This is a genomic window from Brevundimonas sp. TWP2-3-4b2, from assembly GCF_049897345.1.
Taxonomy (GTDB): Bacteria; Pseudomonadota; Alphaproteobacteria; order Caulobacterales; family Caulobacteraceae; genus Brevundimonas.
Map to the genome: position 1 here is coordinate 702422 of NZ_JAFCWB010000001.1, position 20663 is coordinate 723084.

Below are 20663 nucleotides of genomic sequence, written 5' to 3' on the forward strand. Positions count from 1 at the left end.
ATCCGGCCCAGCGCTTAGCGTGGTTCCGGCGCGCGCGATACCGGCTCTTGCGCGGATCGGCGGCGGCCGACTTCGGAGACGTCACGCAGGCTGGCGCGAACGGGCGCCGAGACGCGATGACCGGCGTGCCCGGTGAAGTCGAGGACCCGCTCCAGATCGGCGCGCAGGGAGTCCAGTTTCGGGCCCGGCTTCGGCTTGTGGCCCGCCGAATCCGTCACGTAGAAGCTGTCGACCGCCCGTTCGCCAAAGCCGGCGATGTGGGCCGAACGGATCGACAGGCGGTGGATCGCAAGGGCCCGCGCCAGATCGGCGAGCAGACCGGGGCGGTCGGCACCCGACACCTCGACGACGGCCGCGGTGGGACTCTCGTCCAGATCGACCATGGCGGTCGGCCGCACGTCGAAGGCGGCGCGGCGCGGATTGGGCGCGGCGATCGGGGCGGGCGCGATCGGCACGCCGCCGCGCGCCGCGGCAACCAGCGCCTTGATCAGGACCGTCAGACGGCGGGGCTCGGCCTGGCCGTAGGGCGCGCCGCCGCCGTCCTGGAGCTCGAAGACATCCAGCGCCGTCCCGTCTCCGGCGGTGGCGACGCGCGCCCCGACGACATCGGCCCCGGCGGCGGCGAGGGCGTCGGCCAGATCAACGAACAGACCCGGCCGGTCGCGGGCCGCCACCGCCACCCGGGTCGCGGCGCGTTCGTCCCCGGCGCTTCCCGCGATGCTGACGGCTTCGGCGGCGGCTCCGTCCGTGCGGGCGCGGGCGACCAGATCGGGATAGTCGTCCACCGGATCGGCGTGGGTGACATCCTCGCCCCGGAACACGCCTTCGGTCCGATAGTACAGGGCGCGGATCAGCCCGCCCTTCCAGGCGTTCCAGACCCCCGGGCCGACGGCGCGGATGTCGGCCACGGTCAGGATCAGGAGGGTTCTCAGCCGTTCCGGGTCGCCGACCAGTTTGGTGAAGGCGCGGACCGTCGCCGGGTCGGACACGTCGCGCTTCTGGGCATAGTCGCTGAGGGCCAGATGGTTGCGCACCAGCCAGACGACGAACTCGGTCCGGCGTGGATCGAGGCCAAGCCGGTCACAGGCGCGGCGCGCGGAGATGGCTCCGTCGTCCAGTTGACCGCGGTCGCCGCCCTTGCCGACGTCATGCAGCAGCATGGCCAGCATCAGGGCCTCGAAATCGTCGATGCGGTGGACGATCTCGGTCGAGGCCGGGTGGTCGGCCTTCAGCTTGCCGCGCCAGATGTCATTGATGATGCCGATCGCCTGCAGGGTGTGCTCATCGACCGTATAGGCGTGGTACATGTTGAACTGTGTCTGGCCGACGATCCGGCCCCATTCGGGCAGGAACCGGCCCAGCAGGCCGGTCTCGTTCATCAGGGTCAGGACGCGATAGGGGCGCTGGCCGTGAGCCAGGACGTCGAGGAAGGCGCGCGTGGCCTCCGGGTCGCGGCGCAGCGACGGCGTGACCAGCGACAGCGACCGGCTGACCGCCGAGAAGGCGTCGGGGTGCAGGTCCAGATCGTGCTCATCCGCCGTGCGAAACAGCATCAGCAGCTTTTCGGGCGCGGCGGCGAAGACCTCGGGGCCGGTGACCGACAGTCGGCCGGCGTCCTCGATGAAGCCCTCGACGCCCAGCCTGCGTTTGCGCCCCGGGATCAGGCGCGACAGGCTCAGGGTCGGCTTCTGCTGTCGCGCCTCCAGCTTGGCTGACATGGCGCGGGTCAGGGCACCCACATCGCGGGCGACAAGGAAATAGCGGCGCATGAAGCGTTCGACCGCCGGCTCGTCGCCGCGCCCGCGCCAGCCCATGCGGCGCGCGACCTCGGGCTGGAAGTCGAAGGTCAGCTTTTCCTCGGGACGGCCAGCGGTCAGATGCAGATGCGCCCGGGTTCGCCACAGGAAGTCGAAGGCTTCCTCGAAGGTCCGGCGTTCGCGGGCGGTCAAAAGGTCGTCGAGGACCCGCGCGCCCAGCGGACTCTCGGGGGCCAGCGAGCGGGCGATCCAGAACAGGGTGTTGAGGTCGCGCAGACCGCCCTTGCCGTCCTTGACGTTGGGCTCGACGCGATAACGGACAGCCCCGGATTTCTGATGACGCAGATCGCGCTCTTCCAGCTTGGCCGCGATGAAGGGGCGCGGGTCCGCCTTGGTCACAAAGGCGCGGAAGCGGACGATGAAGTCGTCGGTCAGCCGGTCGTCGCCCGCCAGGGGACGCGCCTCCAGCAGGGCGGTCCGCACGGTCATGTCGGATCTGGCCAGGGCCAGGCATTCGTCGACCGAACGCGCTGACTGACCGACCTTCACGCCCAGATCCCACAGGACGTAGAGCATGAATTCCGTCACCTGTTCGGTACGCGGGTTGGATTTCCACGACCGCAGGAACAGCAGGTCCAGATCCGAGAAGGGGGCCAGCACGCCGCGGCCATAACCCCCGACGGCGAGCAGGCTGAGTCGCTCGGCCTCGGTCGGATTGGGGGCGGGATAGAGGGTCCCGGTGGTGAACCGCCACAGGGCCGTCAGCAGTTCGTCGGCGGCGGCGGAATAAAGCCGGGCCACCTCGACGCCCTCACCGCCTGATTCAAGGCGGCGAGAGGCCTTCGCCCGGGCGGCGTCGAAGCTCTCGTGGAGGATGGCGGCCACCGCCTTGCGCACATCGGGGGCGGACGCCGCCTCGATCAACCGGTCGTCGAGGGCGGGGGTCACCGCCGGCCCAGACCCTTCAGCCGGTACAGGGCCTCCAGCGCCTCGCGGGGGGACAGTTCATCGGGTTCGATGGCCTGAAGCGCATCCTCGACGGCGGACGACCGCGGCGGAGGCGGCGGTTCGGCGACCGCGAACAGCGGCAGATCGTCCAGGCTGACGGTCGCGCGTTTCTCGCCCTCCAGCCGGTCCAGCACCTCGCGGGCGCGGCTGACGACGGCGGCGGGCACGCCGGCCAATCTGGCGACCTGGACGCCATAGCTGCGGTCGGCAGCGCCGGGCGCGGCCTCGTGCAGGAAGACCAGGTCACCGTTCCACTCCCGCGCCGTCATCGACAGATTGCAGACGTGGGCCAGCCGGGACTCGAGGCCCGCCAGCTCGTGATAGTGGGTGGCGAACAGGGTGCGGGCGCGGTTGCGGTCGTGCAGGGCCTCTGCCACAGCCCAGGCGATGGCGAGGCCGTCGTATGTGGCGGTGCCGCGGCCGATTTCGTCCAGCACAACGAACGAGCGTTCGGTGGCCTGGGTCAGGATGGCGGCGGTCTCGACCATCTCGGTCATGAAGGTGGAACGGCCCCGGGCCAGATCGTCGCCGGCCCCGACCCTGGAGAACAGCCGGTCGACCACACCCAGCCGCATCGACCGGGCGGGCACGAAGGCCCCGGCCTGGGCCAGCACGACCAGCAGGGCGTTCTGGCGCAGGAAGGTCGACTTGCCGGCCATGTTCGGCCCGGTGACGATCGACAGGCGCGAGGCCGCCGCGCCCGACCCGTCCAGAGTGCAGTTGTTGGGCGTATAGGGATCGCCGTGCGCCTTCACCGCCGCCTCGACCACGGGGTGGCGGCCGGCCATGACCTCGAAACAGGTGGTGTCGTCGACCGCGGGGCGGACGGCCCCCACTTCCTCGGCCCATTCCGCGAGGGCGGCGTGGGCGTCCAGCTCCGCCAGGGCCTCGGCTACAGCCTGAAGCGGTCGGGCCAGCGACTGCACTATGGCCCGCCAGCCCTCGAAGGTCTCGCCCTCGATCGCCAGCGCCCGATGCCCGGCCTGGCTGATCTTCGCGTCCAGCTCGGACAGTTCGACGGTGGTGAAGCGGACCTGGTTCGCCAGCGTCTGGCGGTGGATGAAGGGGCTTTCTCCGCTCGGCCGCAACAACGGTTCGGCAGCCTTGGCGCTGGTCTCGAGGAAATAGCCGAGCACGGCGTTGTGGCGGATCTTGAACGGGACCCCGGCCTCGGCCACGGCGCGGGCCTCGAGGTCGGCGACGACGCGGCGGCTGTCGTCGCGCAGGCGGCGGGCCTCTTCCAGCTCGGGCCGGTAGCCGGGCGAGACGAAGCCGCCGTCGCGGGCCAGGTGCGGGGGCTCGGCCACCAGACCCTCGGCCAGATCGACCAGCAGCCGCCCCAGATCGGGCGACAGGGTCAGCCGGTCCAGCGCGGCGACGATCCGGGCCGGGAGGCCGGTCAGGGGATCGCGGGCGGGCGGGAACAGCCCCGCGATGCCCTCGGCGATCGACAGGCCCGTGCGGACGGCGGCGAGGTCGCGCGGCCCGCCCCGGCCCAGCACCAGCCGGGAGGTCGCGCGGGCAATGTCGGACGAGGCGCGCAGGCCGTCGCGCAGGTCGCGGCGCAGGTCGCGCCGCTCCACCAGCCATTCGACGGCGTCGAGGCCATGATTGATGGCGGCCGGATCACGCAGCGGGCGGGCGATCCGTTCGGCCAGGGCCCGCGCCCCGCCCGAGGTGACGGTGCGGTCGATACAGGCCAGCAGCGAGCCCTCCCGCTCGCCGCGCTGGGTGCGGTCGATCTCGAGGCTGAGCCGGGTTGCCGGGTCGATGGCGAGGAAGCCGCTGTCACCCGAACGCCGGGGCGGCGACAGGGCGGGGATCTTTCCGGCCTGGGTGGTTTCCAGATAGGCGGCGATCAGGCCCAGCGCCGAGACCTCGGCCTCCTCGAAGGCTCCGAAGCCGTCCAGCGAGGCCACGCCGTACAGCCGCTCGACCCGGGCACGGGCCCCCACGGGCTCGGCCAGTGCCTGCGGCAGCGCCTGGACCACCCCGCCCGAACCATCGAGCGCATCCTTGGTCGCCGCGTCCGAAAACAGACGGTCGGGCACCAGCACTTCGGACGGCCGGAACGAGGCCAGGGTCGCGCCGAGGTCTTCCAGCGAACAGGCGACGGCGTCGACCGAGCCGCCCGACAGCTCGACCACGGCCACCGCCGCGCGGCCCTTGCGCACCGAGACGGCAGCCAGCCGGTTGGCCCCGCGGGCGTCCAGCAGGCTGTCCTCGGTCAGGGTTCCGGGGGTGACGACGCGGACGATGTCGCGGTGAACCACGGCCTTGGAACCGCGCTTGCGGGCCTCGGCCGGCGCTTCCAGCTGTTCGCAGATGGCCGCCTTGAACCCCTGGCGGATCAGCCGCGCCAGATAACCGTCCAGCGCATGCACCGGCACCCCGGCCATGGGGATGTCCTCGCCCTGGTGCTTGCCCCGTTTGGTCAGGGTGATGCCGAGGGCCCTGGAGGCGATCTCGGCGTCCTTGAAGAACAGTTCGTAGAAGTCGCCCATGCGGAAGAAGACGATGGCATCGGGCTGGCTGGCCTTGGCCGCCAGGAATTGCGCCATGACGGGCGTGGTCCCCTCGCTGGACGGGACCGCGTCGGCTTTCGGAGGGTGGACGAGGGGGGCGTTCATGGAAGGGGCGCAAGGTGAAGGATTGCGGGCCGCGCCTCAAGCGTCTTGGCTCAAGCGGCTTGTGTATGCCGGGCCGCACTGCGACACATACCTCAGGCGGTTAAGGGAACGCGGTCAGAGACCGCGGCTGTGCCCGCAACTGTAGGCGGCGAGATTGTCGTCCGATCCGGAAGTTCGCTTCCGGCGCCACTGGGCAACCGGGAAGGCGTGGACGGCGGTTTTTGACCCGCAAGCCAGGAGACCTGGCCGCCGACGTCGCTCGTCCGCTGTCCGGGACCAGACAGAGGCGTGGGGCCAACCCTTCCGTTTGCGCGGAAGCTGTTCCGTCGAAGCGACCCGACCCCAGCGCCGTGCCCTGTTTCAGGGCCGGGTCGGTCGCTTTCACCTGCCGCCGCGCAGCGCCAGCGCGGGGCCGACGGAGATCCGCGCATGACGCGATCCATCCTCTACGCCACGGCCGCCGCCGTGTTTTGTCCCTTGTCCGCCTGGGCCCAGACGCCGGGCGACCCCGATGCGGTGCTGCCCGAAGTGGTCATCACCGCCACCCGCCTGCCGGCGATCGCCGCCGACACGCCGGGAGCCCGGGTCATCGACCGGGCGACGATCGACCAGCGGGGGGCCGTCTTCGCGGCTGACATTCTCGGCGACGTGCCGGGCCTGTCCGTCTATCGCGCGGGCCTCGGCGGCGTGACCTCGGTGCGGATTCGCGGCGCCAGCCAGGACAAGTCGCTGGTCCTCGTCGACGGCGTCCCAGTGAATGATCCGTCCCAGCCGGCCGGCGGTTTCGACTTCGCGGGCTTCGACCTGACCGACGTCGATCGCATCGAAACGCTCAGCGGGCCGCAGTCCTCCCTGTGGGGCTCGGACGCCATCGGCGGCGTCATCGCCTTCACCAGCCGCGAACTGAATGGGCTGCGCGCCGGGCTTGAAGCCGGATCGTTCGATACGCGTCGCGGCCGGCTTCAGATCGGCCGGGCAGGAGACCGCTACGCCCTCGGCGCCTTCGTCTCACGCTATGAGAGCGAGGGCATATCGGCCGCGGCGAGCGGGACCGAGGCCGATGGATTCGAGACCACCGCCTGGGGACTGAACGGGCGCTATGCCCTGAACACCCGCATCGAGATCGACGGCCGCTTCCGTCATGCCGACCGTTTCGCCGAGCTCGACGATTTCGGCCCGGTCGACTCACTGGACACGACTGACACCACCGACCGCTCGGGTTTCGTCCGACTGGCGATCACCGACCTGCTGGGCCTCGATCACCGCGTCACCGTCGCCGCTTCGGACATCGAGCGGGTCACCGACAGCGCCTTCCCTTCGACCTATGAGGGCGAGCACCGCCTGTGGCGCTGGCAGGCCGACAGTCGCGGGACCGGCCCGGTGATCTACGCCTTCGGGATCGAGCGAGAGGAGACCGACGCGTTCCTGAACGGCTACAGCGCGGGCCTTGGCGTCGATTCAGCCTTCGGAACGCTGCGCTGGGAGCCGTCGCACCGGCTCATGCTGAATTTCGGCCTGCGCCACGACTCGACCGACGACTTCGGCGGCGAGACGACCGGTCGGATTTCGGCCGCGTATCGGCTGGATGGCGGCCTGACCCTGTCGGGCGCGTTCGGGACCGGTTTCAAGACGCCCAGCGTCAGCCAGGCGGTGTGCGACTTCTGCTTCATCCTGCCGGGCACGGCGGCCGCGCCGCTGGTTCCCGAATATGCGAAGGGCGGCGAGATCGCCCTGGGCTGGCGGTCGGCCGACGGCCGTTTCGAGGGTCGCGCGACCCTGTACCGGCTTGAGGTCGAGGACCAGATCGACGGCTTCTTCGATTTCGGGACCTTCGAATTCTACTACGTCAACATCGCCGAGACCCGGACGGACGGGGTCGAACTCGAAGGCCGGGCCGTGCTGGGCTCAGGCTTTGACTTCAGCGCCTCGTACGCCTGGACCGACGCCGTCAATGAAACGACCGGCGCCGCCATCCTGCGCGTGCCGGAACACGCGGGTTCGGCGACCCTCGGCTGGACCGGCGGTCGCTGGTCGGGCGCCCTGACGGTCCGGGCGGAGGGCGACATGCCCGACTCGGGTGGAACGCGGGACGGCTTCTTCACGGCCAACCTGAACGCCGCCTGGGACGTTACGGACGCCGTCACGCTGACGGCGCGGATCGAGAATCTGGCGGACGAGCGCTATCAGCAGGTGCTGGGCTATGGCGAGCCGGGGCGGTCGGGTTCCGTCGGGATCAGGCTGCGCTACTGATGCGAAGCGGGCCGGCGGCGCTCGCCGTCGCCGGCTCCAGCTGCAGGGCGGCCCAGTCGAGGTCCGGGGCCGGGGCGTGGGTGGCGGCGATGACCGCGCGCAGTTCGGCGGCCGAGGCGACGCTGGCGACCACGGCCGAGACTTCGGGCAAGCCGAGTGCATAGGCCAGGGTGGCCTGCATCGGATCGACGCGCGCCTCGGCCAGCCGGCGACGAATGCGCGACAGGGTCGGGGCGTGGCGGTGCATCTCGACAGGCAGGGCCTCGCTGTTCATGAACAGCAGGCCGTCGGCGAAGATGGACGAGGCATGGACGGCGACGTCCAGGGCGGCCAGTTCGGACAGGACGCCGGCGTGCTGGGCGCGCTGGTCCAGAAGATTGCATTTGAGCTGGACGATGTCGGGCTGGAAGCGGCGGGCCAGCAGGGCCGGTCCGTCCTCGACCGTGGCGCAGAAGCCGATGCGGCGGAACAGGCCGCGATCCTTCAGGGCCAGAAGCCTGTCCCACAGGGCCCGGCCCTCGGTGCCGGCCAGGTCACAGGCATTGGAGATCAGCAGGGCGTCGCCGCGTGGCAGGCCGAGGCGCTCCAGCGACCGGCGGGCGCGGGCCTCGACCCGGTCGACGCCGTCGCTGACCGGCAGGGTGCGGACCGAGACCTGGAAGGGCGAGGGAAACGGCCAGGCCTGACCCAGCCAGCGTTCGCCGTCGCCGTCCGGCCGGGTGGCGATGCGGGTCACGCCGGAATCCGCGGCGGTCTGAAGCAGGAAACGCAGCGATTCTTCCCGTGCTCCAGCGGGCGCGGGAATGGCGCGCTCCGGCTCATGCACGACGGCCAGAGCGAGTTTGTCGACCGGAGTCTGGGCGCGGCTTGGGATCACAGGGCGACTGTGACGGCGAAAGTTTAAGGCCCTCCTTCCAAGACCTTGCGCGAACCTTACCAGGCGAACGCCGGTTTCAATCCACAGCCCCGGCCAGGGCGGCCAGAACGCCCTTGCCGTAACGGTCCAGCTTGGTCTGGCCCACGCCCGAGATATGACCGAGCGTCTCGAGATTTCCCGGCTCGGCGAGGGCGATTTCCAGCAGGGTCTTGTCCTGGAAAATCACATAGGGCGGCACGCGCTGTTCGGCGGCGCGGTCGCGGCGCCAGGCGCGGAGTGTCTCGAAGCGGGCGCGGACGTCGGCGTCCATGGTTTCCAGCGCGGCGTTGCGTCCGGTGCGGACGCGCTCCTTCGACCCGACCACGCGGGCGGGGGTCAGGCGCACCTCGACGGCGCGTTCGCCACGATAGACGGCGCGGACGGCCTCGGGGTCACCGATCCGGACCAGCGGTTTGCCGTCGTTAGGGTCTTCGACCAGAAGTCCCTCGAACATCAGGTGATCGACCACATCGCGCAGGGTGTGCAGGGCGATGTCGGTGCCGATGCCCCACGTCGAGAGGGCCGTCTCCCATGGCTGGACCTCCTTCGTCTTGCCCAGCAGATGGTCGATGACGCGGGTCTTGCCGAAGCGTTCGCCCAGACGCTGCACCGCGGCCAGCGCTTTCTGGGCGTGGACCGTGGCGTCGAAGACGGCAGGCGGGTCGAGGCAGATGTCGCAGACGCCGCATGGTCGGGCTTCGGTCTCGCCGAAATAGCGGCGCACGGTCTGGGGGCGGCAGGTGGCGCCGTCCAGCATGGCGAACAGCTGGCGCGCCTTGCGGACCTGCACCGCCTTGACCTCCTCGGCCATGGGGCGACCGTCGAGCCGTTTCAGGGTCCAGGCGATGTCGGAGGGACCGTAGAGGGTGATCCCTTCGGCCGGCTCTCCGTCGCGGCCGGCGCGACCGATCTCCTGCCAGTAGGCCTCGAGCGAGCCGGGCGGATCGGCGTGAATGACGAAGCGGACGTCGGCCTTGTCGACCCCCATGCCGAAGGCGATGGTCGCGACCATGACGGCCCCGTCTTCGGCCAGGAAGCGTTCCAGCCGTTGGTCACGGTCGCGGGCGTCCATCCCTGCGTGATAGGCGATGGCGTTGGTCCCGGCGATCTTCAGGGCGTCAGCGACGCGCTCGCAGCCGTCGCGCGAGCCGCAATAGACGACGCCCGACTTGCCGCGCCGCGCCCTGACCAGATCGATGACGGCGGCGTCGGTTTTGGCCCGCGAGGCGTTTTCCTTGCGCACGGCCGAGAGCTGCAGATTCGGACGGGCGAAGCTGTCGACGATGACTTTCGCTCCCTCCAGCCTCAGCGAGCGGACGATGTCGTCGCGGGTGCGGGCGTCGGCGGTGGCGGTCACGGCGATCCGCGGCACGCCGGGGAAGATCTCGGCCAGGCGACCGAGCGTGCGATAGTCAGGGCGGAAGTCGTGGCCCCACTGGGAGACGCAGTGGGCCTCGTCGATGGCGATCAGGCTCAGCGGCAGGTCGTGTAGCCGGTCGATCAGATGCGGCTGGGCCAGGCCTTCCGGCGAGACATAGAGCAGGTCCAGTTCGCCCGCCTTCGCCTGACGCCAGATGGCCGAGCGATCGTCCATGGAGACGCCGGAATCGAGCCGGGCGGCGGCCACGCCCTGCTGTTTCAGCGCCTCGACCTGATCGGTCATCAGGGCGATCAGCGGAGAGACGACCAGGCCGAGGCCGGGGCGCAGCATGGCCGGGATCTGGTAGCAGACCGACTTGCCGCCGCCGGTCGGCAGCACCGCCAGCACATCGCGGCCGGCGAGGATTTCGGTGACGACCTCGGACTGCAGGCCGCGAAAGTCGCCGTGACCCCAGACCCGCTCCAGCGTCGCGCGGGCGTCGGCAAGCGTCGGCGCGGGCGGAACGGTCAGGATCGAGTCGGCGAACATCGCGGCCTTGTGCCTGATTTGTTCGCCTGTGTCAGCGGTGCCGGATCGCGCCGGTTATTTCTTGCCGGGGCGCGGGGCCAGGGTAGCGACAAGCGTCCCGGCGGCTGGCGGCGACAGCAGCGCCTCGGCGGGACGGCGGTCGAACAGCCAGTCGGCCCAGAGCGACACCGGCAAGGGCAGGACGCCGCGCGAATGATAGGGGGCGACATCGGGGCCCGGCTCGGCGGTCAGCAGCGAAAAGGCGTCGCCGGCGGGTCCGGCGCGCCAGACGGCGGCCAGGGCCAGCGGTTCGCCGTCCAAGCCGCCCAGCAGCCAGCGGGTCTTGGGATAGGTCGTTCCGGTGAATTCATAGAAACCCGAGACCGGCACGAGGGCACGACCGCCGGCGGGGCCGTTGGAGAAGCGCCGGCCCTCCGACCGGAAATTGATCACGGGCGGGCGTTTGGGAGCCGGCGGCGGGAAGCCGAAGCGCATCGGGACCAGTTCGGAGGTCGCCTCGATTTCTGGATCGGCTCCCGTGTGCGTCCGTACCACCGGGGACAGATCGGTGGGACGCACCTCGTCGACCGGCTCGATATTGGGGCGACCGCCGTCGAAGGCCAGCGGTGCGCGCGCCTGCTCGAACAGACGCACCAGCTGGGTGAGGTTGAACCGGGCCTGGAAGGACGCGCACATGAGGCGAGGCTAGCGGCTCGAATGCGGGCGCGCCACGGCTCTGCACAAGGCGGCGGAAACCGACCGCCGGCCGGTGCGTGCGAGGAGAACGCACGGGCCGCCTTCGCGAGGGGACGCAAACCGTCTATGCACCGCCGCCATGACAATTCTTCTCTATGGCCGCCCGCCGGCGGTGTTCGATCCCCCCGGCACCGCGACCCAGGTCTCGCCCCTGATCCCCGGCTCGACTCCGCTCGAGGATGTGGCACCCGGCTCGGCCGACGAGATCATGATCTATGCCCCGCCCGGCGTGCTGGAGCGCCGCCACACCCTGGCCCTCGCGCTGAAGGCGCTCAAGGTCGGGGGGCGGCTGGACGCGATGGCGGCCAAGGACAAGGGCGGAGCGCGGCTGAAGAAGGAGCTGGAAGGTTTCGGCGTTGTGGTCGGCGAGAGCGCCAAGGCGCACCACCGGCGCTGCGTTGTCATTCGGCCGGAAACGGTGACAGGGATCGAAGAGGCCATCACCGCGGGGGCCGCCCGTCTGGTCGAGGGGCTGGAGGCCTGGTCACAGCCGGGCGTCTTCGCCTGGGACCGGATCGACGCGGGCTCGCTGCTGCTGGCCCAGACGGCACCGGTGCTGAAAGGGGCCGGGGCCGATCTCGGCTGCGGTTACGGGGCCCTGGCGACGGTGGTTCTGGGATCGCCAGCAGTGACGTCCTTGCGACTGATCGATCTGGACCGGCGAGCCATCGATGCCGCTAGAAAGAATGTGACCGACGCCCGCGCGCGCTTCGAATGGGCCGATGCGCGGACGCTTGAGGGCGCTGGCGATCTGGACTTTATCGTCACCAATCCGCCGTTCCACGACGGCGGAGCCGAGGACCGGCGGCTGGGTCAGGCCTTCATCCAGAAGGCGGCAGGGATGCTGGGCAAGGGCGGGGTGTTGTGGCTCGTCGCCAACCGGCACCTGCCCTATGAGGCCGATCTGAACGCCGCCTTCAAACGGGTGACCAAGGTCGCCGATGCGGGCGGGTACAAGGTCTATGAGGCGGTGAAGTGAAGACGCCGACCAGCCGCGTCGACAAGCTGCTGGGCTCGATGGGCTATGGGTCGCGGACCGAGATGGCGCGCCTGGGCAAGGCGGGCGGGATCGTGCTGGACGGCGTCGATCTGACCGATGTGTCGAAGCGGATCGCGGTGACGCCGGACTTGCCGGCGCGGATGGAGATCGACGGCCAGCCGCTGGATCCGGTGCCGGGTCTGGTAATGATGCTGCACAAGCCGCTGGGCATGACGTGTTCGCGCAAGGAGGACGGGGCCCTGGTCTATGACGTCCTGCCGCCGCGCTGGAAGCGGCGCGATCCGGCCATCTCCACTATCGGCCGGCTGGACAAGCAGACCACGGGTCTGCTGCTGCTGACCGACGACGGCGATCTGCTGCACCGGGTGATTTCGCCCAAACGCCATGTGGCCAAGGTCTATCGCGCGACGCTGGCGCGACCGCTGGACGGGACCGAGGGCGATGTCTTCGCCGCCGGGGGGCTGGTGCTGGAGGGCGAGGACAAGCCGCTGTCGCCGGCGGTGCTGGAGGTGCTATCGCCCACGGAGGCCCGGCTGACCGTGACCGAGGGCCGCTATCACATGGTGCGGCGCATGTTCGCGGCCGTGGGCAATCACGTCGAGGGCCTGCACCGCGAACGGGTGGGCGGGCTGGCCCTGCCGGACGATCTGGCACCGGGGGCCTGGCGGTTGTTGGATCAGGATCAGATCGATCTGATCTTCGCCTGAGCCTTTATCACCGTGCACCCCGGCGGATGCCGGGGGCCAGATGACAGGTCGACTGTCGGGACATGGGTCTCCGGGTCCTGCTCCACGCATGGTGTGCGGATCTGGATCCCGGCATTCGCCGGGATGCACGGAGAGTGGGAACCTCGCGCGCGCGCCTGACTTATCGCTCCGCTTCCTGCGGAGAAAGCATGACCGGAGCTACGATCAAGAGAGACCTGCGGACCGGACGGTCACTGTGGGCTGACAGCCCCGGGCTGGGCGTGCCGGTGCGGCCTTTGAAGACCGCCGTCTCGGTGGACGTCGCCATCATCGGGGCGGGGATCAGCGGAGCCTTCATGGCCCACGAACTGAGCCGCGACCACACCGTGGCCGTGCTGGACCGGCGGCCGCCGCTGACCGGCTCGACGATCGCCTCGACCGCGCTGTTGCAATGGGAAATCGATCTGCCTCTGACCGCGCTTTCCGAAAAGATCGGCAAGGCGAAAGCCAGACGGGCCTATCTGCGGTCGCGGGCGGCGGTCCACGATCTGAAGCGGATCGTGGCCGAGGAAGGGATTGTCTGCGGGCTCAAGGACAAGTCCAGCCTGTATCTGGCCGGCGACGACCATGGCCACCGCGCGCTGGAGGCCGAGGCGACGGCGCGCGCCGCGATCGGGCTGGAGAGCCGATTTGTGGGGCCGGACGTGCTGCGGGCGCAGTTCGGCATCGACCGGACGGGTGCGATCGTCAGCCAGGGCTCGGCCAGCGGCGATCCGGCGCGGCTGGCGGCCGGACTTTTGCGGCGGGCGCAGGCGGTTGGTGCCAGGGTGTATTCGCCCGTCGAGGTGGTCGAGGCCGCCAGCGATCCGGACGGCGTCACCCTGCTGACGGACGCCGGCCATGCGGTGCGGGCCAAGACGGTGGTGTTCTGCTGTGGCTACGAGTTCCCCAAGGGCGTGCCGACTCCGGGAGCCAAAGTCATCTCGACCTGGGCCCTGGCCTCGAAGCCGCGTCAACGCTGCCCGGCATGGCTCAAGGACACGCTGGTGTGGGAGGCGTCCGATCCGTATCTCTATTTCCGCATGGGCGGGGACGGACGGCTGATTGTCGGCGGCGAGGACGAGGCCTCGCCCGACGCCCATGCCGACAGGGCGAAACTCAAAAGGAAGTGCGAGACCATCTCGGCCAAGCTCAAGGCGTTGCTGCCCGAGGTCGAGTTCGAGGTCGACTACAGCTGGGCCGGGGCGTTCGGCGAAAGCGCGACCGGCCTGCCGTCGATTGCGCCCGTGCCGGACATGGACCACGCCTGGGCTGTCATGGGGTTCGGCGGCAACGGCATCACCTATTCGGTCATCGCCTCGCAGGTGGTCTCCGCGGCGATCCGCGGCGGAACCGACGCGGACGCGGACCTCTACAGGCCTTGACCCCGGCGGGCGACGGGGGCACCTGCGCCCGATGAATGCCCAAGCCAAGATCTGCGGCCTGACGACGCCGGGCACGCTGGACGCGGCCTTGGCCGGAGGAGCCGCCTTCGTGGGGGCGGTGGTCTTCCCGAAGAGCCCCAGACACATCGACCCGCTGCATGCCGCGACCCTGTTCGACCGGGCCCGCGGAAAAGCCAGGATCGTGGCCGTGACGGTGGATGCCGACGATGCCCTGCTGACGGAAATCGCGCTGATCCTGAAGCCTGACCTGATCCAGCTGCACGGTCATGAAACGCGTGAACGGGCGGAATACGTCCGGACGCTGACCGGTGCCGGGATCATCAAGGTCCTGCCGATCCGGACGCATGAGGATTTCGCCGAGGCCGGGGACTGGGAGCCGTTCGCCGATCATCTGATGTTTGACGCCAGACCGCCGGAGGGATCGCATCTGCCGGGCGGGGTCGGCTCGCGGTTCGACTGGACGCTGCTGGCCGGCCGGGCCTTCCGTCATCCGTGGTTCGTGGCCGGCGGCTTGACCCCGGACAATGTGGCGCAGGCAATCCGGGTGTCCGGGGCTCCCCTGGTCGATGTGTCCTCTGGCGTGGAAAGCGCGCCGGGTGTTAAGGACCCGGCCCTGATCACGGCGTTTCTCGACAGTGTCCGGGCCGCCTGATTTCCGCCGCTCCCCTGCGTGAAAGCTTCGTCCGTGAACGCCATCATCCCGAACCAGTACGCCATGCCCGACGCCGAGGGCCGTTTCGGTCACTATGGCGGGCGGTTCGTGGCCGAGACGCTGATGCCGCTGGTTCACGAGCTGAACGCGGCCTACGAGGCGGCCAAGGCGGACCCGAGCTTCCAGGCCGAGCTGGACGGCTTTCTGACCGACTATGTCGGCCGGCCCAGCCCGATGTATCTGGCCGAGCGTCTGACGGCCTACTACGGGGCCGCCGACATCTGGTTCAAGCGCGACGAGCTGAACCATACGGGCGCGCACAAGATCAACAACTGCATGGGCCAGATCCTGCTGGCCATGCGGATGGGCAAGACCCGTATCATCGCCGAGACCGGTGCCGGCCAGCACGGCGTGGCCACGGCGACGGTCTGCGCCCGCTTCGGCCTGAAATGCATCGTCTACATGGGCGCGACGGATGTGGAGCGGCAGTCGCCCAACGTCTTCCGCATGAAGCTGCTGGGGGCCGAGGTCGTGCCGGTGACGGCGGGTCGGGCGACCCTCAAGGACGCCATGAACGAGGCGATGCGCGACTGGGTGACCAATGTCGAGGACACCTATTATCTGATCGGCACGGCGGCCGGGCCGCACCCCTATCCGGCCATGGTGCGGGACTTCCAGTCGGTGATCGGCAAGGAGACGCGGGCGGCGATGCTGGCGCGACGCGGCAAGCTGCCGGATGCCTGCGTGGCGGCGATCGGTGGCGGCTCCAACGCCATCGGCCTGTTCCATCCCTTCATCGAGGATGCCGGCGTGCGGCTGATCGGGGTCGAGGCGGCCGGGCGCGGCCTGGACGGACCGGACCACGCGGCCTCGCTGCAGGGCGGTCGCCCCGGCGTGCTGCACGGCAACCGCACCTATCTGCTCCAGGACGATGACGGCCAGATTCTCGAAGGCCATTCCATTTCGGCCGGGCTCGACTATCCCGGCATCGGCCCGGAACACGCCTGGCTCAAGGACATCGGCCGGGCCGAATACCGCGCCGCCACGGACGTCGACGCCCTGGAGGCCTTCCAGCTGTGCTCGAAACTGGAGGGAATCATCCCTGCCCTGGAGCCCAGCCATGCGCTGGCCCGGGTGGGCGAGATCGCGATGGAAGTGGGCAAGGGCGGCGATGTCGTGCTGAATATGTGCGGGCGGGGCGACAAGGATATTTTCGCGGTGGCGAAACACCTGGGCGTGGAGTTGTAGACTATGAAAATCATGGTGATGGCCGCGGCGGCGGCGCTTCTGGCGGCTCCGGCGATGGCCCGGCAGGCACCCGCGCCGTTGCAGGTGGAGATTCCGGAACTGGCGGCCGCAGCCAGCGATCCGACGTGCGGCGGGAAGCCTGCGTTGGCCCAGCAGGCGTTCTGTGTGTCGACGACCCAGGCCGGCATTGAGGCCCTGGTCGACGCCTACAGCGCCGCCTTCGCCCAGCAGGGCTGGCTGGCGGCCGGGGGTGGCGAAAACCGGGTCGTCTACGTCAAGCGTCGTCCCGCGGGCGGTTGCGACGGCTTCCAGATGATGGCCTTCGCGGATGATACCCGTCCGGCGGCCCCGGCGGCGACCGCCTGGCTCGCCTTCGCGGCGATCCCCGGCGATGTCTGCGGTGCCCCGACCCCGGCTCCGGCCGCGACGCCCGCGCCGGCGCAATGACCACAGCTCGTATCGACGCCCGGTTCGCCGCGCTGAAGGCCGAGGGCCGGGCCGGCTTTGTCGCCTATGTCATGGCCGGCGATCCGACCCGTGACCAGGCGCTGGACATCCTGCGCGGCTTGCCGGCAGCGGGGGCCGACATCATCGAGCTCGGCTTTCCCTTCTCGGATCCGATGGCCGAGGGGCCGCCGATCCAGCGCGCGGCGCTGCGCGGCCTCAAGGCCGGGCTGACGCTGAAGGGAACGCTGGCCCTGGCCGCCGACTTCCGCGCCGGCGATACCGACACGCCGGTGATTCTGATGGGCTATCTCAATCCCATCGAGACCTATGGCTATGCGGCCTTTGCCCGCGATGCGGCGGCCCAAGGCGTGGACGGTGTTATCGTCGTCGACTGCCCGCCCGAGGAAGCCGGGCCGCTTTCGGATGCGCTGGATGCGGCGCAGGTGTCGCTGATCCGGCTGGCGACCCCCACTTCGGACGATGCGCGGCTCAAGATCATCGCTGAGCGAACCTCGGGCTTCGTCTATTATGTCTCGGTCGCCGGGGTGACCGGGGTCAAGGAGGCGCAGGCCCTGTCGGTGGCACCGGCCGTGGCGCGGGTGCGCAAGGCTTCGGGTCTGCCGGTGGCGGTCGGCTTCGGGGTCAAGACCCCGGAGCGTGCGGCCGAGATTGCCCGCGTGGCCGATGCGGTGGTGGCGGGCTCGGTCCTGGTCGACGAGGTGGCGGCGGCGCTGGACGCGAACGAACCGGCGGCCCCCCGCGTTTTGGCCAGGGTCAAGGCCCTCGCGGACGCCGTCCGGGGTGCACGGGTCAAGGAAACGGTCTAAAGCGCGCCCATGGCTGACAAGACTCCTCCCAAACCCCAGCAAGAGAAGCGCGGCGGCTGGCTGAGCCGCTTCGCGCCCGGCGTGCGCAAGATCGTCAGCCGGCGCGACACGCCCGACAATCTGTGGGTCAAGGACCCCGACACGGGCGAGATGCTTTACCGCTCGGACCTGGAGGCCTCGCTGTGGGTCACCCCGTCCGGCCGGCATATGCGCATCGATGCGCCGACCCGCCTGCGCTTCACCTTCGATGACGGACAGTTTGAGTCCATCGACACGCCCGACGTGCCCGAGGATCCGCTGAAATTCTCGGACGGCAAGCCCTACAAGGAGCGCCTGGCCGCGGCGCGCAAGGTCGCGGGCCGCAAGGACACCATGGCGATCGGCTTCGGCGAGCTGGACGGCACGCCCGCGGTGGTGATCGTGCAGGACTTCAGCTTCATGGGCGGATCGCTCGGCATGGCGGCGGGTGAAGCCTTCATCGCCGCGGCCCGTGCCGCCATCGCGCGGGGCGTTCCTCTGGTCTGTTACACCGCCGCCGGCGGGGCGCGGATGCAGGAGGGTGCGCTCAGCCTGATGCAGATGGCGCGCACCACCCTGGCCATTCAGGAGCTCAAGGCGGTCCAGCTGCCCTTCGTCGTGGTGCTGACCGACCCGACGACCGGCGGGGTCACCGCCAGCTATGCCATGCTGGGCGACGTGCACCTGGCCGAGCCGGGTGCCCTGATCGGCTTTGCCGGTCCGCGCGTCATCGAGGCGACTATTCGCGAGAAACTGCCGCCGGGCTTCCAGCGTGCAGAATATCTTCAGGAAAAAGGCATGGTCGACAAGGTCGTCGCCCGCGAGGACCTGCCGAAGGTCCTCGGCCAGATACTGTCGATGCTGATGGGTGGCCGGCGACGGGCGGCCTAGTTCGATTTTGTTCGGGTGTGTCGGGCGAACGGCCAATCGATCACCTTGCCCGCCCACAGGGCCCACCAGACGATGACCGGCTGCAGCAACAGCCTGGGGACGTGGTACCACAGGCCGGACAGGGCCTCGGGACGGCCCAGACTGTCCATCGCGTGCTGGATATTGGCCGGGAAAACGCAGACGGCGTAGAGCGCCAGCCCGATACCCGCGGCGCGCCTCAACCTCGGGACCATCAGACCGAATGCGCCGGCCAGCTCGGCCAGACCGGTCAGGGCCACGACCTGTTCCGGAAACGGAACCCACGAAGGCGTGATGGACAGGAACGGTCCCGGGGCTGCGAGGTGGAGAACGCCGGCGGCCAGATAGATTGCGCTGAGCAGGGTCCTGACGATCGCCCTCGCTGTGATCTGCTTGCGCTTGTCCATGCGGTCACCGATAGCATTTCAATGGTCGAATCGACGCCGCTTTCTCTGGTCAGGATCCGATGATGGATCCCGTCTCCGAACGCCTGAGGGCCCGCCACCCGCAACGGATCGACCTGTCGCTCGAGCGGATGCAACGTCTGTGCGCCGCCCTCGGCGATCCGCAGGACCGGCTGCCGCCCGTGGTCCATGTGGCGGGCACCAACGGCAAGGGCTCGACCGTCGCCTTCATCCGCGCCATCGCCGAGGCGGCGGGGCTGAAGGTCCACACCTATACCTCGCCGCATCTGGTCCGGTTCAACGAGCGCATCCGGCTGGCCGGGCGGCTGATCGAGGACGGCCCGCTGAACGCCATCCTGGATCGCATCGAGGCGACGGGAACCGAGGCGACCGTGTTCGAGAGCACCACCGCCGCCGCCTTTGTGGCCATGAGCGAGGTGCCGGCTGACCTGGCCATTGTCGAGGTCGGGCTGGGCGGACGACTGGACGCCACCAATGTGATCCAGCGACCGTTGCTCAGCGTGATCACGCCGGTCGATCTGGACCATGCGGAGTTCCTCGGAACCTCCCTGCCGGGTGTGGCGGCGGAAAAGGCCGGGATTCTCAAACCGGGCGCGCGCGGCCTGATCGCGCGTCAGTCGGAAGAGGGGATGGCCGTCATCGCGGCGGCGGCACAGGCCGTGCGGGCACCCCTCACGGTCATGGGCGTGGATTTCGACGCCTGGGCCGAACGGGGCGGCATGGCCTTTCAGGATCAGGAGCGGTTTCTCGATCTGCCCGCCCCGGCGCTGGTCGGTCCATACCAGATCGCCAATGCCGGTCTGGCCGTCGCGGTGGCGCTGGAGCTGGACCTGCCCGAGGCGGCGATAGCCGAAGGTCTTCGCACCGTGCGCTGGCCGGCCCGCCTGCAACGGCTGACGGCCGGGCCCTATGGCGAGGCGGCACGGGCGGCGGACGCCGAACTGTGGCTCGACGGGGGGCACAATCCGCACGCCGCCCGGGCGCTGGCCGAGGCGCTGGCCGAGCGACAGGCCCGGGCACCGCGTCCGCTGGCGCTGATCGTGGGCATTCTGGCCAACAAGGACGCGGGCGGCTTCTTCGAGGCCCTGAAGACGTCGGAGGCCGCCGTCTTCAGCGTGCCGTTCGACGGTGCCGCGGCCGAGCCCGACGCGCTGGCCGCCGTGGCGCGCGGCCACGGCCTTGGAGCGACATCATGCGGCTCGGTCGGCGAGGCCCTCGAGCGGGCGCTGCGGCTGGGCGCGGGCCGGGTGGTGATCTGCGGATCGCTGTATCTGGCCGGCGAGGTTCTGGGCGCGGCGCTTGAGACCTGGCCGGACTGATCGAGGGGTCCGGCCGCAAGGGCTCAGGCGGCGGGCGCGCCGATGCCGGATTCGGCCAGCCATTCCAGGATCTTGCCCTTGGGCATGGCCCCGACCTTCATCGATGCCATCTGGCCGTCCTTGAACAGCATCAGGGTCGGAATCCCCTTCACGCCCAGCTTGGACGGGATCATCGGACTGTCGTCGATATTGACCTTGGCGATCACCACCTGACCGGCCAGATCGTCGGCGATCTGTTCCAGGGCCGGGCCAATCTGTTTGCAGGGGCCGCACCACTCCGCCCAGAAGTCGACGAGCACGGGGGTGGAGGCCTTCAGCACGTCGGCGTCGAAGCTGTCGTCGGTGACCTTGATCGTGGCCATGGGTGATGTCCTGTCTGGAGCCGCCATCGGGCCCGCGAATGTGCAGCCGGTCAGAGGAGTCTGATTCCAGCCTGTTGGCGACGATGTGGGATGTTCCACGACGCAAATCAACGCGTGGAC

17 protein-coding genes and 1 riboswitch are annotated in these 20663 nt (G+C 69.7%); of the genes, 10 read left to right on the forward strand and 7 right to left on the reverse strand.

Annotated features, from left to right (window positions below):
• Window positions 1-14: 14 nt before the first annotated feature.
• Both glnD and mutS read right to left on the reverse strand, forming a co-directional pair.
• A complete protein-coding gene (glnD, locus tag ACP7AS_RS03430; protein ID WP_426027435.1) occupies window positions 15-2705 on the reverse strand; it encodes a [protein-PII] uridylyltransferase in 2691 nt (896 codons plus the stop codon).
• Window positions 2702-5395, reverse strand: coding sequence for a DNA mismatch repair protein MutS (gene mutS / locus ACP7AS_RS03435; RefSeq protein WP_426027436.1), 2694 nt, complete (start codon window positions 5393-5395; stop codon window positions 2702-2704). The genes glnD and mutS overlap by 4 nt, the downstream gene beginning before the upstream one ends.
• Window positions 5396-5476: 81 nt before the next feature.
• A riboswitch (cobalamin riboswitch) is annotated at window positions 5477-5659 on the forward strand.
• 165 nt (window positions 5660-5824) lie between these two features.
• Between mutS and ACP7AS_RS03440 the strand changes: the two genes are divergently transcribed.
• Window positions 5825-7645: a TonB-dependent receptor plug domain-containing protein gene (locus ACP7AS_RS03440; RefSeq protein ID WP_426027437.1), complete on the forward strand. Its 1821-nt coding sequence runs from the start codon at window positions 5825-5827 to the stop codon at window positions 7643-7645.
• On the opposite strand, the gene ACP7AS_RS03445 is transcribed toward ACP7AS_RS03440, so the two are convergent.
• The 3 genes from ACP7AS_RS03445 to ACP7AS_RS03455 form a co-directional block, all read right to left on the reverse strand.
• Window positions 7629-8522 (reverse strand): aldo/keto reductase, encoded by an 894-nt coding sequence (locus tag ACP7AS_RS03445; RefSeq protein WP_426027438.1) that lies wholly within the window; start codon window positions 8520-8522, stop codon window positions 7629-7631. The genes ACP7AS_RS03440 and ACP7AS_RS03445 overlap by 17 nt on opposite strands.
• Before the next feature lie 76 nt (window positions 8523-8598).
• On the reverse strand, window positions 8599-10470 hold the full coding sequence (recQ, locus tag ACP7AS_RS03450; protein ID WP_426027439.1) for a DNA helicase RecQ: 1872 nt from the start codon (window positions 10468-10470) through the stop codon (window positions 8599-8601).
• Between the two features lie 54 nt (window positions 10471-10524).
• Entirely contained in the window at window positions 10525-11145 is a 621-nt protein-coding gene (locus ACP7AS_RS03455; RefSeq protein WP_426027440.1) for an SOS response-associated peptidase family protein, read from the reverse strand.
• 139 nt (window positions 11146-11284) lie between these two features.
• On the opposite strand from ACP7AS_RS03455, the gene ACP7AS_RS03460 reads away from it, so the two are divergent.
• The 8 genes from ACP7AS_RS03460 to ACP7AS_RS03495 all read left to right on the forward strand — a co-directional run bounded on the left by ACP7AS_RS03460 (window position 11285) and on the right by ACP7AS_RS03495 (window position 18419).
• On the forward strand, window positions 11285-12184 hold the full coding sequence (locus tag ACP7AS_RS03460; protein ID WP_426027441.1) for a class I SAM-dependent methyltransferase: 900 nt from the start codon (window positions 11285-11287) through the stop codon (window positions 12182-12184).
• Between the two features lie 38 nt (window positions 12185-12222).
• The gene (locus ACP7AS_RS03465; RefSeq protein ID WP_426027509.1) at window positions 12223-12912 is read left to right on the forward strand and encodes a pseudouridine synthase; all 690 of its coding nucleotides are present in this window, start codon (window positions 12223-12225) and stop codon (window positions 12910-12912) included.
• Window positions 12913-13100: 188 nt separating this feature from the next.
• On the forward strand, window positions 13101-14315 hold the full coding sequence (locus tag ACP7AS_RS03470; protein ID WP_426027442.1) for an NAD(P)/FAD-dependent oxidoreductase: 1215 nt from the start codon (window positions 13101-13103) through the stop codon (window positions 14313-14315).
• 31 nt (window positions 14316-14346) lie between these two features.
• Window positions 14347-14988, forward strand: coding sequence for a phosphoribosylanthranilate isomerase (locus ACP7AS_RS03475; protein ID WP_426027443.1), 642 nt, complete (start codon window positions 14347-14349; stop codon window positions 14986-14988).
• 63 nt (window positions 14989-15051) lie between these two features.
• Window positions 15052-16236, forward strand: a complete 1185-nt coding sequence (gene trpB, locus ACP7AS_RS03480; protein ID WP_426027510.1) for a tryptophan synthase subunit beta — start codon at window positions 15052-15054, stop codon at window positions 16234-16236.
• Between the two features lie 3 nt (window positions 16237-16239).
• Entirely contained in the window at window positions 16240-16683 is a 444-nt protein-coding gene (locus tag ACP7AS_RS03485; protein WP_426027444.1) for a hypothetical protein, read from the forward strand.
• Window positions 16680-17510 carry a tryptophan synthase subunit alpha gene (gene trpA / locus ACP7AS_RS03490; protein ID WP_426027445.1) on the forward strand — a complete coding sequence of 277 codons (831 nt, stop codon included), beginning with the start codon at window positions 16680-16682 and terminating at the stop codon, window positions 17508-17510. The genes ACP7AS_RS03485 and trpA overlap by 4 nt, the downstream gene beginning before the upstream one ends.
• 9 nt (window positions 17511-17519) lie before the next feature.
• Window positions 17520-18419 (forward strand): acetyl-CoA carboxylase carboxyltransferase subunit beta, encoded by a 900-nt coding sequence (locus ACP7AS_RS03495; RefSeq protein WP_426027446.1) that lies wholly within the window; start codon window positions 17520-17522, stop codon window positions 18417-18419.
• Here ACP7AS_RS03495 and ACP7AS_RS03500 read toward each other — a convergent pair.
• On the reverse strand, window positions 18416-18844 hold the full coding sequence (locus ACP7AS_RS03500; RefSeq protein WP_426027447.1) for a DoxX family protein: 429 nt from the start codon (window positions 18842-18844) through the stop codon (window positions 18416-18418). The two genes, ACP7AS_RS03495 and ACP7AS_RS03500, sit on opposite strands and share 4 nt — an antisense overlap.
• 62 nt (window positions 18845-18906) lie before the next feature.
• Between ACP7AS_RS03500 and ACP7AS_RS03505 the strand changes: the two genes are divergently transcribed.
• Window positions 18907-20181: a bifunctional folylpolyglutamate synthase/dihydrofolate synthase gene (locus tag ACP7AS_RS03505; protein WP_426027448.1), complete on the forward strand. Its 1275-nt coding sequence runs from the start codon at window positions 18907-18909 to the stop codon at window positions 20179-20181.
• A gap of 23 nt (window positions 20182-20204) precedes the next feature.
• Here ACP7AS_RS03505 and trxA read toward each other — a convergent pair whose 3' ends face one another.
• The gene (gene trxA / locus ACP7AS_RS03510) at window positions 20205-20543 is read right to left on the reverse strand and encodes a thioredoxin (protein WP_426027449.1); all 339 of its coding nucleotides are present in this window, start codon (window positions 20541-20543) and stop codon (window positions 20205-20207) included.
• Window positions 20544-20663 lie beyond the last annotated feature (120 nt).